Annotated in this window: 9 protein-coding genes; 6 read left to right on the forward strand and 3 right to left on the reverse strand. The window is 63.0% G+C overall.

Features of this window, described 5'->3' with window-relative positions:
* The first annotated feature begins 126 nt into the window (after positions 1-126).
* The 4 genes from PQR53_RS08665 to PQR53_RS08680 are packed head-to-tail and all read left to right on the forward strand — an operon-like array spanning position 127 to position 5056.
* Positions 127-1770: an efflux transporter outer membrane subunit gene (locus PQR53_RS08665; protein WP_408452315.1), complete on the forward strand. Its 1644-nt coding sequence runs from the start codon at positions 127-129 to the stop codon at positions 1768-1770.
* Positions 1771-1781: 11 nt separating this feature from the next.
* Positions 1782-3992: an FUSC family protein gene (locus PQR53_RS08670; RefSeq protein ID WP_408452317.1), complete on the forward strand. Its 2211-nt coding sequence runs from the start codon at positions 1782-1784 to the stop codon at positions 3990-3992.
* Positions 3982-4182 carry a DUF1656 domain-containing protein gene (locus PQR53_RS08675; RefSeq protein ID WP_323046404.1) on the forward strand — a complete coding sequence of 67 codons (201 nt, stop codon included), beginning with the start codon at positions 3982-3984 and terminating at the stop codon, positions 4180-4182. The genes PQR53_RS08670 and PQR53_RS08675 overlap by 11 nt, the downstream gene beginning before the upstream one ends.
* A 13-nt stretch (positions 4183-4195) precedes the next feature.
* Complete coding sequence (locus tag PQR53_RS08680) at positions 4196-5056, forward strand: efflux RND transporter periplasmic adaptor subunit (protein WP_408452319.1); 861 nt, start codon at positions 4196-4198, stop codon at positions 5054-5056.
* A gap of 418 nt (positions 5057-5474) precedes the next feature.
* On the opposite strand, the gene PQR53_RS08685 is transcribed toward PQR53_RS08680, so the two are convergent.
* Positions 5475-7154, reverse strand: a complete 1680-nt coding sequence (locus PQR53_RS08685; RefSeq protein ID WP_408452321.1) for a methyl-accepting chemotaxis protein — start codon at positions 7152-7154, stop codon at positions 5475-5477.
* Between the two features lie 525 nt (positions 7155-7679).
* Here PQR53_RS08685 and PQR53_RS08690 point away from each other — a divergent pair.
* Together PQR53_RS08690 and PQR53_RS08695 are read left to right on the forward strand one after the other, a co-directional pair.
* Entirely contained in the window at positions 7680-8948 is a 1269-nt protein-coding gene (locus PQR53_RS08690) for an MFS transporter (RefSeq protein WP_408452322.1), read from the forward strand.
* Between the two features lie 222 nt (positions 8949-9170).
* Positions 9171-11078 (forward strand): propionate--CoA ligase, encoded by a 1908-nt coding sequence (locus PQR53_RS08695; protein WP_408452324.1) that lies wholly within the window; start codon positions 9171-9173, stop codon positions 11076-11078.
* Positions 11079-11192: 114 nt separating this feature from the next.
* Here PQR53_RS08695 and PQR53_RS08700 read toward each other — a convergent pair whose 3' ends face one another.
* Together PQR53_RS08700 and PQR53_RS08705 are read right to left on the reverse strand one after the other, a co-directional pair.
* Positions 11193-11966 carry a 5'-methylthioadenosine/adenosylhomocysteine nucleosidase gene (locus PQR53_RS08700; RefSeq protein WP_408452326.1) on the reverse strand — a complete coding sequence of 258 codons (774 nt, stop codon included), beginning with the start codon at positions 11964-11966 and terminating at the stop codon, positions 11193-11195.
* The gene (locus tag PQR53_RS08705) at positions 11963-14314 is read right to left on the reverse strand and encodes a UvrD-helicase domain-containing protein (protein WP_408452327.1); all 2352 of its coding nucleotides are present in this window, start codon (positions 14312-14314) and stop codon (positions 11963-11965) included. The genes PQR53_RS08700 and PQR53_RS08705 overlap by 4 nt, the downstream gene beginning before the upstream one ends.
* Positions 14315-14619: the final 305 nt, after the last annotated feature.

Genomic DNA, 14619 nt, shown 5'->3' on the forward strand with positions numbered 1-14619 from the left:
TGCACGATTCGCAAAGGCGATTATCTCATATCGCGTAAAAATGCCTTGCATCTTTACCGGTTATTCCCCAATCAATCGAAAAATATAATGACGCACATGCTTCTATAACCAAATTTGGAGGAAATCGTGCAGTCTCCGGTACAGAAAGGGATCGCCGCAGCCGTGGTTCTTACGATCCTATTAACAATCGCCGGCTGTGCCAGTACCGGAGGCATCGCGCCGCAAGATCGCGGAATCGAGCCCTCGTCGCTCGACGCAGGCAACGCCATCCGCGCAGCCAATGCGGACGCCCAATGGCCGGCCGTCGACTGGTGGCGTGCTTATAACGATCCGCAACTCAATACGTGGATCGAAGCCGCGCAGACGGGCAATCCGAGTCTCGCAGTCGCCCAGGCGCGGGTGCGCGAAGCCGTGTCGATGGCGGGCGTGGCCCGTTCGGCGCTGTCGCCGCAAGTGAACGGCAGTCTGTCGATTCAGCGTCAAAAATGGGCCGACAACCTGTATTACGGCCCGGGTCCGCTCGCGGGCCAGCAATCGTGGAACAACACCGGCACGCTGGGTCTGTCGTACAACCTCGATCTCTGGGGCAAGGACAAGAACGCCGCCGAACGCGCGCTCGACGCCGCTCACGCCAGCGCCGCCGACTTCCGCGCCGCCCAGCTCGAACTGGAAGGCAACGTGGTGCGCACGTACATCGAGATGTCGATGAACTACGCGCTGCTCGATATCGCGAAGTCCACGCTGCAGCAACAGCAGCAGATCGTCGATCTGGCGAACCGTCGTCTGAAAGGCGGTATCGGCACGCAGCTCGAAGTGAGCCAGGCCGAAACGCCGCTGCCGGAGTACGAACGTCAGATCGATGAGATCGAGGAAAAGATCGCGCTCGGCCGCAATCAGTTGGCTGCGCTGGCCGGCAAGGGTCCTGGCGCGGGTGACACGATCCAGCGTCCGACGCTCTCGCTCGACAACGCACCTGCCAGTCTGCCGAGCGCACTGCCCGCGGATCTGATCGGTCATCGGCCGGACGTGGTCGCGGCGCGCTGGACGGTCGCGGCGCAAGCACGCGGCATCGATGTCGCCAAGGCTAGCTTCTATCCGGACATCAACCTGCTGGCGTCGATCGGCGGATATGCCGCAATGGGGCCGCTGTTCCAGTTCCTGAAAGACCCGTCGCATAGCTGGAGCGCGGGTCCGGCGCTGTCGCTGCCGATCCTCGACGGCGGGCGTTTGCGCTCGCAACTCGGCGCGGCGTCGGCTGGCTACGACGAGGCAGTCGATAGCTATAACCAGTCGATCGTCGGCGCGCTGAAGGACATCTCCGATCAGGTGATCCGGATCCGTTCGCTCGCGACCCAGGCGCAAGACGCCGACCGTTCGGTCGCGGCGGCTCGCAAGAATTACGAATTGGCGCGCGAAGGTTATCGACGCGGTCTGACCGACTATCTGAATGTGCTGATCGCGCAAAGCCAATTGCTGCGCGCGCAGGAAGGCGTCGCGAAGATTCAGGCCGAGCGCCTTGGCGCGCATGCGTCGCTGGTCACGGCGCTGGGTGGCGGACTCGACGAACCGGCCAATGGTCCGCAGGCGAGCGAGACATTGCCGGCGCATGGGAAGGGCAAGAGTAACGCTGCGGCAGCTAATTCGAGCACCGCGGCCAAACCGTCGGACGCGCCGGCGCAAACAGGCTCCGCCAGCCACCCGGATAACGCCGCGGCAAGCACAAACCACGCTTCCGCCAACGTCAACGTCAACGCCAGCGCGGCTGAATGAGGAAGCCGACCATGTCAGCCGCCCCCTCTCCCGCTGCGCGCCCGGCATCGTTTGCCGCGCTCTATTCGGCCGCCGCCGACTGGGCGCGCACCGACGGGCTCACCTGGGTCTATCTGTTCAAAGCGCTCGCCGCCTGCTTTCTGGCGCTCGGCATCGCGATGAAACTCGACCTGCCGCAGCCCCGCACCGCCATGACCACCGTGTTCATCGTGATGCAGCCGCAAAGCGGGATGGTGTTCGCGAAGAGCTTCTACCGGATCTGCGGCACGCTGGTCGGCCTCGTCGTGATGCTCGCGTTGATCGGCCTGTTCGCGCAGCAGCCGGAACTGTTCATCGTCACGACGGCGATCTGGGTCGGCATCTGCACCGCGGGCGCCGCGCGCAATCGCAACTTCCGCTCCTATGGTTTCGTGCTGGCCGGCTACACCGCCGCGCTGATCGGCATTCCGGCTTCGCAGCATCCGGACGGCGCGTTTCTGAGCGCGCTGACGCGGGTGGCCGAAGTGGTGGTCGGCATCGTCAGCGCAGGCGCGGTCAGCGGCCTGGTGTTTCCCCAGTTCGCCGGCTTGCAGATGCGCGGCACCGTGCGCGCGCGTTTCTCCGCGTTCGTCGAGTATGTGTCGGCTTCGCTGGCCGGCCGCAACGACCGCGCGCAGATCGAAGCGACCAATGCGCGCTTTGTCGCCGACATCGTCGGGTTCGAAGCGGCACGCAGTGTCGCGGTGTTCGAAGGCCCCGATTCGCGGATGCGCGGCGGTCGACTGGCGCGTCTGAACAGCGAGTTCATGACCGCGTCGACGCGCTTTCACGCGCTACATCAGTTGATGAACCGCTTGCGCGACGCCAACACGAGCGGCGCGACCGTCGCCGTCGAAGCGCTGGAACCGTACTTCAAGGAAATCGCGCCGTTGCTGGCGAAGTCGGGCGAACCCGTGCTGAGTGCCACTGATGCGGCCCACGCCGCCGCGCAGCTCGACGCGTACAAGGCCGAACTGCCCAGGCGAGTCCGCGCGACACGCGCTGAACTGGAAACGCAGCCGGACGCGCCACTACTCGATTTCGACACGGGCGCCGAACTGCTGTATCGCTTCATCGACGATCTGCACGCCTACGCGGCCACCTACGCGTCGCTTGCCGTCGACTCGCACGAACGCGAGCGCTGGATCGAGCGCTACGAACCGAAGACGAATGGCATTGCCGCGGGTGTCGCCGGCGTGCGCGCGGCCATCGTGATGATTGTGCTCGGCGCATTCTGGATCGCGACCGCGTGGCCGAGCGGCTCGACCTTGACGCTGGACGCCGCGGCGGTGTGCGCGCTGGCGTCAGCGTCGCCGAATCCGAAGCGCACGGCGTTCCAGATGGCCGGCGGCACACTGGTCGCCTCGGTGATGGGCATGATCGTGGTGTACGGCGTGTATCCGCACATCGACGGCTTTCCTCTGCTGTGCGCCGCGCTCACGCCGTTTCTGGTGCTCGGCGTATTCATGACGACGCGCCCGGCGCTGGCCGGCTACGGCGTCGGCTACTGCATCTTCTTCTGTTTCCTGGCCGGCCCGGACAACGTGATTCATTACGACCCGAGCGGCACCATCAACGACGCGATCGCGCTGGTGGTGTCGATGCTGGTGTGCGTGATTGCCTTTGCCGTGCTGCTGCCGCCCTCGACGCCGTGGCTGCGCAACCGCCTGTTGATAGACCTGCGCCGCCAGGTGGCGCTGGCGAGCCGCGCGGGCATGCGCCGGGTGCGTTCGCGTTTCGAGAGCGGCGCACGCGATCTGATGTTCCAGATCAACGCGCTCGCACAGAACGAACCCGAGCTCAAACGCGACACCTTGCGCTGGCTCTTCTCGGTGCTCGAAGTGGGCAGCGCGATGATCGATCTTCGCCGCGAGGTGGCGGCGCTGCCCGCCGACGCGCGCTACGCGAAGTCGATGCCGTGGCGCGTCAGCTTACGTGCGATGCGCAATGCGGTGACCGCCCTGTTCGAACGGCCGCGCGCGGACCGTTTCGATCGCGCGCTCGCCGCCACCACCGATGCGATTGCCGCGCTCCAGCAGGTGCTGGCTACCTTCACGCCGCCGCGTGAAGAGCGGCATCGGCTGCAACGCATTTTGAGTCAGCTGCATTTCATTCGTACCGCGCTGCTCGATCCGCAATCGCCACTTGAGGCGCTGATGAGCGGACGGGCCGGCGCCTCAGAAGGAGTTCGTCATGCCACGTGAGATCGCCGTTTTCGATGCCTACGTGCCGGCCATTGTGCTGCTGTTTATCGCGGGCGCCGCGCTTACCTGGGTGTTGGACCGCGTGATTGCCTATACCGGCTTGTATCGCGTGGTGTGGCATCCGTCCTTGTTCCGGGCCAGCTTGCTCGTGTGTGTGTGCGGCGTGCTGAGTCTCGCCGTTTATCGTTGATCAGAGTCGAAACATGACCATCCGAAATATTGTTGGCTTCGTCGCGACAGCCATTATTTTTATCGTTGCGATTTTGATTGGGCGTGTGTTGTGGGTTCATTACATGGATGAGCCCTGGACACGTGATGGGCGCGTGCGCGCTGAGATAGTGAATGTGGCGCCTGATGTTTCCGGCGCGGTGGTTGATTTGCCTGTTAAGGACAATCAGCTGGTCAAGAAAGGGGATCTGTTGATGCAGATCGATCCGTCGCACTATCAGATTGCTGTTGAGCAGGCCGAGGCTGCTGTTGCTGCGCGCAAGGCTGAGTTGCAGATGAAGCGGGATGATGCGCAGCGGCGGGCGGATATGGATGCGTTGGTGGTGTCCAAGGAGAGTCGTGAGAACGCTACTCATACTGCTTCTGCTGCTGAGGCTTCTTATCAGCAGGCTTTGGCCGCACTCGATGCCGCCAAGCTTAATCTTGAACGGACTCGGGTTGTTGCGCCGGTTGATGGTTATGTCACTAACCTGAATGTGTTTCGCGGAGATTATGCGGTTGCGGGTTCTGCCAAGCTGGCGATTGTCGATAGCCACTCGTTCTGGGTTTATGGGTATTTTGAGGAGACCAAGCTGCCTCATGTTCGTATCGGCGATAAGGCTGAAGTTCGGTTGATGAGTGGGGGGACCCTGCAGGGGCATGTCGAGAGCATCTCTCGAGGGATCTATGATCGGGATAATCCCGAAAGCCGCGAGCTGCTGGCTGATGTGAATCCGACTTTTAATTGGGTGAGGTTGGCGCAGAGGGTGCCCGTGCGGGTTGCGATTGATTCTGTGCCTCAAGGGGTTGTGTTGGCGGCGGGGATTACTTGTACTGTGGTTGTTCGGCCGGGGTGATGGTGATAGTTGGCTTCGCGGCGCTCGGTTCTCTGTCTGCCTGCGGCGTTGGCCTTTCCTTGCTTTGTTATTGGTGTATTAGCGTCGCCCCTGTGCGGGGCAGGCACCTACTTTTCTTTGCCGGCCGCAAAGAAAAGTAGGCAAAAGAAAGCGGCTCAAACCGCTAATTTTTAAGCGGGTCCCCCGCACAGTCGCGGTAGTGGTGCATCTGGAATCTGCGTTCTCGCACATTTGGCGTCAGTGACAAGGCGCTCATACTTCCCGCCTCGCACTGCGCGCTCGCCGGAACGGGGCATCCGGAAAACCAGCGGCTTCGCGCTGAGCCTGTGTAAGTTCATCGGCCTTTGTTTTTGTCGCAAAGCCATCATTCTTCCGGCGACGCTGCGCGCGCCGTCGCGATGTTCGTCGCGACGCCGTTTTATAACCTGAACTTTCCGACCATCTGCTTCAAGCCACGCGCCTGATCATCCAGCGATCTTGCTGCGGCCGTTGCCTGCTCCACCAGTGCGGCGTTCTGCTGCGTGCCCGAATCCATCTGCGTCACCGCCAGATTGATCTCCTCGATGCCCGCGCTCTGCTCCGATGACGCCGCTGAAATCTCGCCCATGATGTCGGTCACGCGCTTCACGGCCTTCACGACTTCGTCCATGGTCTGGCCAGCGTCTTGCGCCAACGTCGATCCATTGCTCACGCGCTGCACCGATGTGCTGATCAAGCCCTTGATCTCCTTGGCCGCCGACGCGCTGCGTTGGGCCAGGTTGCGCACTTCGGCCGCGACCACCGAAAAGCCTCGGCCTTCCTCGCCGGCTCGGGCGGCTTCCACCGCAGCGTTCAAGGCCAGAATGTTGGTCTGGAATGCAATGCCCTCGATCACGCCAATGATGTCGCCAATGCTTCGCGCGCTATCGTTGATCTCGTTCATCGTCGCAACCACGCGGCTCACGACTTCGCCGCCCTTCTCGGCAATCTCCGAAGCCGTGTTGGCCAAGGTGCTCGCCTGCTTCGCGTTGTCGGCGTTCTGTCTGACCGTGGAAGTCAACTGCTCCATGCTGCTCGCAGTCCGCTCGAGCGCCATCGCCTGCAACTCGGTACGCTGCGACAAGTCAAGATTGCCCATCGAAATTTCACCCGAGGCAGTCGCAATCGCATCCGCACTGGATGCGATGTCGGAAACCGTCGTTGCAAGGCCGCTTTGCATGTCGTGCAGCGCGTACAGCATGCTCGATGTGTCCTTGCGCCCCAATGCAATCTGATTCGACAGGTCGCCCGCGGCGATCCGGCTGGCAATCTCCTTGGCGTACGCAGGCTCGCCGCCGAGCTGGCCAGCAAGGCGTCGTACCACCCACTCGCTAATGCCGAACGCCAACGCGATCAGTGCGACGGTCGTCACCGTGATCATCACGAACGACGAATGGTAGATAAACCCCGACGCCTCGATGGTCGCCTTTGCCGCCGTGCCGCGTTGCTCGACGAGTTCGTCGACAAGTTTTTCGAGCTTGCCGGTCTCGACCAGCAACGACACGTCCTGCATGCCGACCTGCCAGTTCATCTGCGAAAGATCGAGCGGCTGCGCTTTCACAAGCTTCACGAAGTCACGCAAATGGCCGCTCCACACCGTGACGGCCGCGGCAAATTTCTTCTGCTGATCAACAGCCTTCGCGTCGGATGTGTCGACGTAGTGCTGCAGCGTACCCAGTTGCACGCCGAGGCCGCTCAAAGCCGTGTCGATGTCGGCGCCAAGTTCGTCGCGCTCCTTGGCCGTGGTCGCGGTCAGCAGCATCTTTTGCGCACGGCTCGCGCGCAGCGTGTGGCCACGTGCCTCCTCGGCAGCGCGGCTCGCCACGTGGCCCTGGTCGTAAATCGATTGCGTGGAAGCGTTCAGACGGCTGATCTGGGTCAGCGAAAACACGCCAATCGCAAGCGTGCCGATCAGCAGCACGGCAAACGCAAGCCGCAACGTCACCTTCACCGACAAGCCCCTGAGCCGCACGGCACGCGGACGGCTACCCCGTCCACGCGATGGCGAAGGCTTGCCCGCCACCTCCCCTTCCGGTACGAACCCCGCACCCGTCTGGCCGCCCAGCGAAACTGCTTTCATATTCTCGTCCCCACATTTCGAACTGCCGGAAGGTCAGTTCCGGCATTGATGCTTATCTCTCCGGGTCTACGGCATAAACGTCTGCGATCTTTAACGCCGCTCGCTTCATGCCGACCGTTACGCCCGGTCCTCGACGCTTCGCCTTGTAAGCTTCGCGCCCGCGACCGTTTTATACATGGCCAAAAATCCACAAACCGTATTTATCAGACGGCTCGCCAACCAGACGTGGTAACGGCAACACACCTGCGGCCAGCACCGCCGCGGTGCACCGTGCTCCCGGTTTCAGCGCACCCGCGGGTCCCGAATGAGCGAGAAGTGTCCGATTCGCGACAAAACTTGTCCTTACAATTCGCCGGAGCCACATTAAACTTCGATAATTAGCTGTCAAGGGGGTGTGCCGTGTCGGAATGCCGCAGTCGTTCATCGGCCCGCGAACACGAAGAATGACGACGCACCAGCCGCTTGAATCGCCTTTAAGTCTTGAGCCACCACCCGTCACCCCTTTTCTTCTCTCTCATCTAGCGTATGGAAACGAGCCTCGATAAAAGCGCCCTCGCCGGCGCCGCTGCCGGAACCGCTGGTTCTGCCAATCCGGCTGCCGCCGCGCAGCCGGCCGCCAAAGTCCAGCGCACGGTTTACTCCGTGCTCGGTGCGATCAGCTTTTCGCACCTGCTCAACGACATGATCCAGTCGTTGATCCTGGCCATTTACCCGATGCTGAAAGACAACTTTTCGCTGTCGTTCGGGCAGATCGGCCTGATTACGCTGACCTACCAGATCACGGCGTCGCTGCTGCAACCGCTTGTCGGCACCTACACCGACAAGCATCCGAAGCCGTATTCGCTGCCCGTCGGCATGGGCTTTACGCTCGCCGGCCTGTTGCTGATGTCGGTCGCGCCGAGTTTCGGCGTGCTGCTGGTCGCGGCGGCACTGGTCGGCTGCGGCTCGTCGGTGTTCCATCCGGAGTCGTCGCGAGTGGCGCGCATGGCCTCGGGCGGCCGTCACGGGCTCGCGCAGTCGCTGTTCCAGGTGGGCGGCAACGCGGGTTCGTCGCTCGGACCGCTGCTCGCCGCGTTGATCGTGATTCCGCACGGCCAACGCAGCATCGCGTGGTTCTCGGTGGCGGCGCTCGTCGCGATCGTCGTGTTGACGCAGATCGGCCGCTGGTACAAGGCTCATCCGTCAGTGAAGAAGGCGCGCAGCCAGACCGGTCACGCGACGCTGTCGCGCAACAAGGTGATGTTCGCGATGAGCGTGCTGATGCTGCTGGTGTTCTCGAAATACTTCTACCTCGCCAGCCTCAATAGCTACTTCACGTTTTATCTGATCGACAAGTTCCATCTGCCGGTTCAGGCCGCACAGATCCACCTGTTCGTGTTCCTCGCGGCGGTGGCGGCAGGCACGGTGATTGGCGGCCCGATCGGCGACAAGATCGGCCGCAAGTATGTGATCTGGGTGTCGATTCTCGGCGTCGCGCCGTTCACGCTGCTGCTGCCGTACGCCAACCTGTTCTGGACCGGCGTGTTGACGGTAGTCATCGGTCTCGTGCTGGCTTCGGCGTTCTCGGCGATCCTCGTCTATGCGCAGGAGCTGATTCCAGGCAAGGTGGGGATGGTCGCAGGGTTGTTCTTCGGTTTCGCGTTCGGTATGGGCGGGATTGGCGCGGCCGTGCTCGGGCAGTTGGCCGACGCCACCAGCATCACCTATGTGTATAAGGTGTGCTCGTTCCTGCCGCTGATCGGCGTGCTCACGGTGTTTCTGCCGGACGTCGAAGGCAAGCGCGCGAAGGCGTGATGCGCCGCTTCGGCGGTGAATGAGGATAAAGGCGCTTCGGCGCCTTTTTCTTTGGGCGACGGGTTTCGCGGTTTTGCGGCCACCCGTCATGGTGAACCCGCGTTGTCCGCACAGCCGCGCGTGCTCTATGCTTGTTGCGGACCTACGCACTGCTCTCCCGCCGCGTGCGACAGCCGCACGATTCGACACCCGTTCACTCCCGCAGCAGAAGGATCGCCGCAGATGACCCGTTACCGCGACTTCCACCGCCGCTCGATCGAGCAACCCGAGGCGTTCTGGCGCGAACAGGCGCAGCGGATTCACTGGCAGACGCCGTTCGATACGGTGCTCGACCGCTCGAATCCGCCGTTCGCGCGCTGGTTCGTCGGCGGCCGGACGAACCTGTGTCATAACGCGGTAGACCGCCATCTGGTCGAGCGCGCACAGCAGAACGCGCTGGTGTATGTGTCGACAGAAACGGGCATCGAGCGGCGTTACACGTACGCCGAGCTCTACGCGGAAATCAACCGGATGGCAGCGGTGATGCGCTCGTTGGGCGTGAAGCGCGGCGACGTCGTGCTGCTCTATCTGCCGATGATTCCCGAGGCGCTGTTCGCGATGCTCGCGTGCGCGCGGCTCGGCGCGATTCACTCGGTGGTGTTCGGCGGTTTCGCGGCCCCCAATCTGGCGGCCCGCATCGACGATGCGAAACCCGTGCTGATCGTGACCGCCGACGCCGGCGCACGCGGCGGCAAGGTGATCGACTACACGCCGCTGATGGACGAAGCGCTCGCTCGCGCGGCCCACAAGACGCCGCATGTGCTGCTGATCGATCGCCAGCTCGCCCCCGAGCGTCTGAACGCGAACTACCTCGTCGCCTACGAACCGCTGCGCGAGCAGTTTTTCGACGCCCATGTGCCGTGCGAATGGCTCGAATCGAACGAGCCTTCGTATGTGCTGTACACGTCGGGCACGACCGGCAAGCCGAAGGGCGTGCAGCGCGACGTCGGCGGCTATGCGGTGGCGCTGGCGGCATCGATGGAACACATCTTTCAGGGCAAGCCCGGCGACGCGATGTTCACCGCGTCGGACGTCGGCTGGGTGGTCGGCCATAGCTATATCGTCTATGCACCGCTGATCGCCGGGCTCACCACCGTGATGTATGAAGGCACGCCGATTCGTCCGGACGGCGGCATCTGGTGGCGCCTCGTCGAACAGCACAAGATCAATCTGATGTTCACCGCGCCGACCGCGTTGCGCGTGTTGAAAAAGCAGGACCCGGCGCTGCTGAAAAAATCCGACCTGTCGAGCCTGCGCACGCTGTTCCTCGCCGGCGAGCCGCTCGACGAACCGACCGCCGCCTGGATCACCGGCGCGCTCGGCAAGCCCGTGATCGACAACTACTGGCAGACCGAAACCGGCTGGCCGATGCTGGCGATTCCGCGCGGCGTCGAGGCGCTGCCCACCAGGCTCGGTTCGCCGGGCGTGCCGTCGGCCGGTTTCAATCTGAGCTTGCGCAACGAACTGACCGGCGAGCCCTGCCCGCCCGGCGAAAAAGGCGTCCTCACGCTGGGTTATCCGCTGCCGCCGGGCTGCATGTCGACGGTATGGGGCGACGACAAGCGCTTTATCAGTACCTACTGGTCGAGCATTCCGAACCAGCAGGTCTACTCGACATTCGACTGGGGCATTCAGGACGAAGACGGCTACGTCACGATCCTCGGCCGCACCGACGACGTGATCAACGTCGCGGGCCACCGGCTCGGCACGCGCGAGATCGAGGAAGCGTTGTCGAGCCATGCGGCGGTCGCGGAAGTGGCGGTGGTCGGCGTGACGGATGCGCTGAAGGGCCAGGCGGCAATGGCTTTCGTGGTGCTGCGCGACACGCAGGCTTACGCGAGCGACAAGGCACGCGGCAAGCTGGAAGCCGAGCTCACCGCGACGGTCGACCGCCAGCTCGGCGCGATTGCGCGGCCCTCGCGCGTGGTGGTGGTGTCGATGCTGCCGAAGACGCGCTCCGGCAAGCTGTTGCGCCGCGCGATCGCAGCGCTGGCAGAAGGACGCGAGCCGGGCGATTTACCGACGATCGAAGATCCAGCGGCGTTGCAGCAGGTGCGCGAGGCACTGGGTGGGGATTCAACGAAACACTAGCCGGCGCTCAGACCGGCCATGCCGTGAACGAGCGGCGCACTTGCATGCCCGCCATTCGAGCTCCTGCTATTGGACCGGCCGATCAACACGCCGCACGCCAAAGCGGCGAGCAGATCACGCGCGACGCGCCTCGAGAAACCGCGTCAGAATCGCGTTCGAATACGTACCGGCGATCTCCGTGAGAAACGATACGAACGACTCAGGCGCGTGGTCGTCCGCGGTATCGGAGATGGTGCGCACCACCGCACACGGCACACCGTACTCGTAACAGACCTGCGCGATCGCCGCGCCTTCCATCTCCACCGCAAGCGCATCCGGCAGCGCATCGCGTAGCGCTTTGACGCCTGTCGCACTTGCGACGAACTGATCGCCGCTGATGATCAAGCCGCGATGCACACGCGGCTTGCGTGTGCCGAAACGTGCCGCCTGCACCGCGCCCTCTTCAGCGACAAAACGCTCACACGCGGCGGCGAGGCGATCGGCGAGCGCCGCGTCGGCTGCAAAGCGCGACACGCCGAGCAAGGGCACTTCAAATCGCGGAAAGAGCGGTGACGCGTCGAGATCGTGCTGCATCAATACATTGGCGACGACGATATCGCCAACCCGCACCTCCGTTCCCACGCCGCCAGCGACACCCGTAAACACGATCGCCTCGACGTCGAACGCATGGATCAACGCACTGACGGTGGCCGCCGCCGCGACCTTGCCGACGCGCGCCAACGTCACGACGCAAGGCGCGCCGTGCACAGTCCCGAGGTGATAGTCACGCTGACCGTGCGTGATGGTGCGCACGCCGGATTCGGCGCGCATCGCTTCGATCAGATCGCCGAGTTCCTGCGGCAAGGCGGCGAGAATGCCGAGCGGACGATGCGAGACGGCCCCGTTCATTCAACCGCCTGCAATTTGGCAACCGCCAGCGCCAGCCACTTCTCGCCGTGCCGCTTGAATTTGACCTGGGCCTTCGCATCCGTGCCCCCGCCTTCGAGCGCCGTGATCGTGCCTTCACCAAACTTGGTGTGGAACACCTGCTGGCCGATGCGAAAACCCGCTTCAGCCGCGCGCTGTTCGTTTGCAAAGGCCGGCAACGGCGCCGGTGTGGACGACGAAGCGCCCGTGTAACCCGGCCGCGCGAACCAGTCGCGGCCATAGCCGGCGTTGTCCGAGCGGCCGCCCCAGCGCGCGCCCGCCTCGACCTTCGGCGTGAGCCACTTGAGGGTTTCCTGCGGCAGTTCGTCGAAGAAGCGCGAACGGATGTTGTAACGCGTCTGGCCATGCAGCATCCGGCTCTGCGCGAACGACAGATACAGCCGCTCCTTCGCCCGCGTGATCGCCACGTACATCAAACGACGTTCTTCTTCGAGGCCGTCCGATTCCATCGCGCTGTTTTCATGCGGGAACAGCCCTTCTTCGAGACCCGTGATGAAGACTGCCGTGAACTCGAGGCCCTTGGCCGCGTGCACGGTCATCAACTGCACGGCTTCCTGACCGGCTTGCGCCTGGTTGTCGCCCGCTTCCAGCGATGCGTGCGACAGGAAACCGGCGAGCGGCGTCATGGTGTCCGGGTTTTGCGCCGGATCGGCGATGCCGGGCGCGTCCAGCACGACGGTATTCGGATCGTCGGTGGCGACCGCCAACTCGGGAGCCGCGGTCGCGCCTGGGCGCAGCGGAATCGAGCGGGCCGGCGTATCCATGCCGTAGCCTTCTTCGCTGACGAACGCGGCTGCCGCGTTGACCAGTTCCTGCAAGTTTTCCAGCCGGTCCTGGCCTTCGCGTTCGTTCTGATAGAACTCAGTGAGGCCGCTCGTGCGAACCACGTATTCGACCGTTTCCGGCAGGCTCATCTGCTGCGTTTCCGCGCGCATCCTGCCGATCAGGTTCGCGAAGCTGGCGAGGCTCGAACCCGCCTTGCCCGCGACATACGGAATCGCCGCGGCCATCGAACAGTTGTACAGACGCGCGGCATCGGCAAGTTGCTCGATCGAGCGCGCGCCGATGCCGCGGGTCGGGAAATTGACGACGCGGGCGAACGCCGTGTCGTCGTTCGGATTGTCGATCAGGCGCAGATAGGCGAGCGCGTGCTTGACTTCCTGACGCTCGAAAAAGCGCAAACCGCCGTACACGCGATAAGCGATGCCCGCATTGACCAGCGTGTGTTCGATCGTGCGCGACTGCGCGTTGCTGCGATACAGGATGGCGACTTCACTGCGCGACGTGCCGGTACTGATCAGCGCCTTGATTTCCTCGACGATCCAGCCGGCTTCCTGCGTGTCGGTGGCGGACTCGTAGACGCGCACCGGTTCGCCGTGACCCGCGTCGGTGCGCAGATTCTTGCCCAGACGCCGCGAGTTATTGGCGATCAGTTGATTGGCCGCGTCGAGAATATGGCCGTGCGAGCGGTAGTTCTGCTCGAGCTTGATCATGTGCCGGACATTGAACTCGTGTTCGAAGTCGCGCATGTTGCCGACGTTCGCGCCGCGGAATGCGTAGATCGACTGGTCGTCGTCGCCGACCGCGAAGATCGAGTTGGTTTGCCCGGCCAGCATCTTCAGCCACGCGTATTGCAGCTTGTTGGTGTCCTGGAACTCGTCGACGAGGATGTGCTTGAAGCGCGCCTGGTAGTGGGCGCGCAGCGGCGGATTGTGCGCGAGCAGTTCGAAGCAGCGCAGCAGTAGTTCCGGGAAGTCGACGACACCTTCGCGCTGGCACTGTTGATCGTAGGCTTCGTAGAGTTCGACGAATTTTCGGTTGAAGTTATCCGTGGCGTCGACGTCTTTCGGGCGCAGGCCTTGTTCCTTCGAGTTGTTGATGAAGTACTGGAGATTTTTCGCCGGGTATTTTTCATCGTCGATGTTGAGGCCCTTCATCAGACGCTTGATCGCGGAGAGCTGGTCTGCGGTGTCGAGGATCTGGAAGGTGGCCGGCAGGCCGGCGTCGCGATGGTGCGCGCGGAGCATGCGGTTGCACAGGCCGTGGAAGGTGCCGATCCACATGCCTCGTGTATCGATCGGCAAGAGTGCCGAAAGGCGCGACATCATTTCGCGGGCGGCTTTATTGGTGAAGGTCACCGCGAGGATGGTGGCGGGCGACGCCAGACCGTGCTGGATGAGCCATGCGATGCGCGTGATGAGGACGCGGGTTTTGCCGCTGCCCGCGCCGGCAAGGATGAGCGCTGGCTCGTTGGGGAGCGTGACGGCGGCGTGTTGTTCGGGGTTTAGATTGGCTAGCAGATCGGGCATTTTTGGGGAGGACGGCGAGTGCGTTCGACATTATATGCCCCTCCGGGGTTAGGGTTTTTCTTGGGTTTTTTTTGCCTGCGGCGCCGTTGTTTCTGTATGCCTGCGGCGGTGGGCTTTTCTTGGTTTTTCTGCTTGCGGGGCGCTTGTTATCTGTTTGCCTACGGCGTTGGCCTTTCCTTGATCTGTTTGCCTGCGGGGTGCTTTTGGGTTGTATACCTACGGCGTTGGCCTTTCCTTGAATTGTTATTGGTCTATTAGCGTCGCCCCTGTGCGGGGCAGGCACCTACTTCTCTTTGCCGCCGCAA

The organism is Paraburkholderia fungorum (assembly GCF_046027605.1).
GTDB classification, from domain to species: Bacteria; Pseudomonadota; Gammaproteobacteria; order Burkholderiales; family Burkholderiaceae; genus Paraburkholderia; species Paraburkholderia fungorum_F.

What these genes read in the sequence shown, in the direction of transcription:
- PQR53_RS08675 (WP_323046404.1), top strand. Translation starts at nt 3,982, where the DNA reads ATGCCACGTGAGATCGCCGTTTTCGATGCCTACGTGCCGGCCATTGTG.
- PQR53_RS08700 (WP_408452326.1), bottom strand. Translation starts at nt 11,966, where the DNA reads ATGAACGGGGCCGTCTCGCATCGTCCGCTCGGCATTCTCGCCGCCTTG.
- PQR53_RS08705 (WP_408452327.1), bottom strand. Translation starts at nt 14,314, where the DNA reads ATGCCCGATCTGCTAGCCAATCTAAACCCCGAACAACACGCCGCCGTC.
- PQR53_RS08690 (WP_408452322.1), top strand. Translation starts at nt 7,680, where the DNA reads ATGGAAACGAGCCTCGATAAAAGCGCCCTCGCCGGCGCCGCTGCCGGA.
- PQR53_RS08685 (WP_408452321.1), bottom strand. Translation starts at nt 7,154, where the DNA reads ATGAAAGCAGTTTCGCTGGGCGGCCAGACGGGTGCGGGGTTCGTACCG.
- PQR53_RS08680 (WP_408452319.1), top strand. Translation starts at nt 4,196, where the DNA reads ATGACCATCCGAAATATTGTTGGCTTCGTCGCGACAGCCATTATTTTT.
- PQR53_RS08670 (WP_408452317.1), top strand. Translation starts at nt 1,782, where the DNA reads ATGTCAGCCGCCCCCTCTCCCGCTGCGCGCCCGGCATCGTTTGCCGCG.
- PQR53_RS08695 (WP_408452324.1), top strand. Translation starts at nt 9,171, where the DNA reads ATGACCCGTTACCGCGACTTCCACCGCCGCTCGATCGAGCAACCCGAG.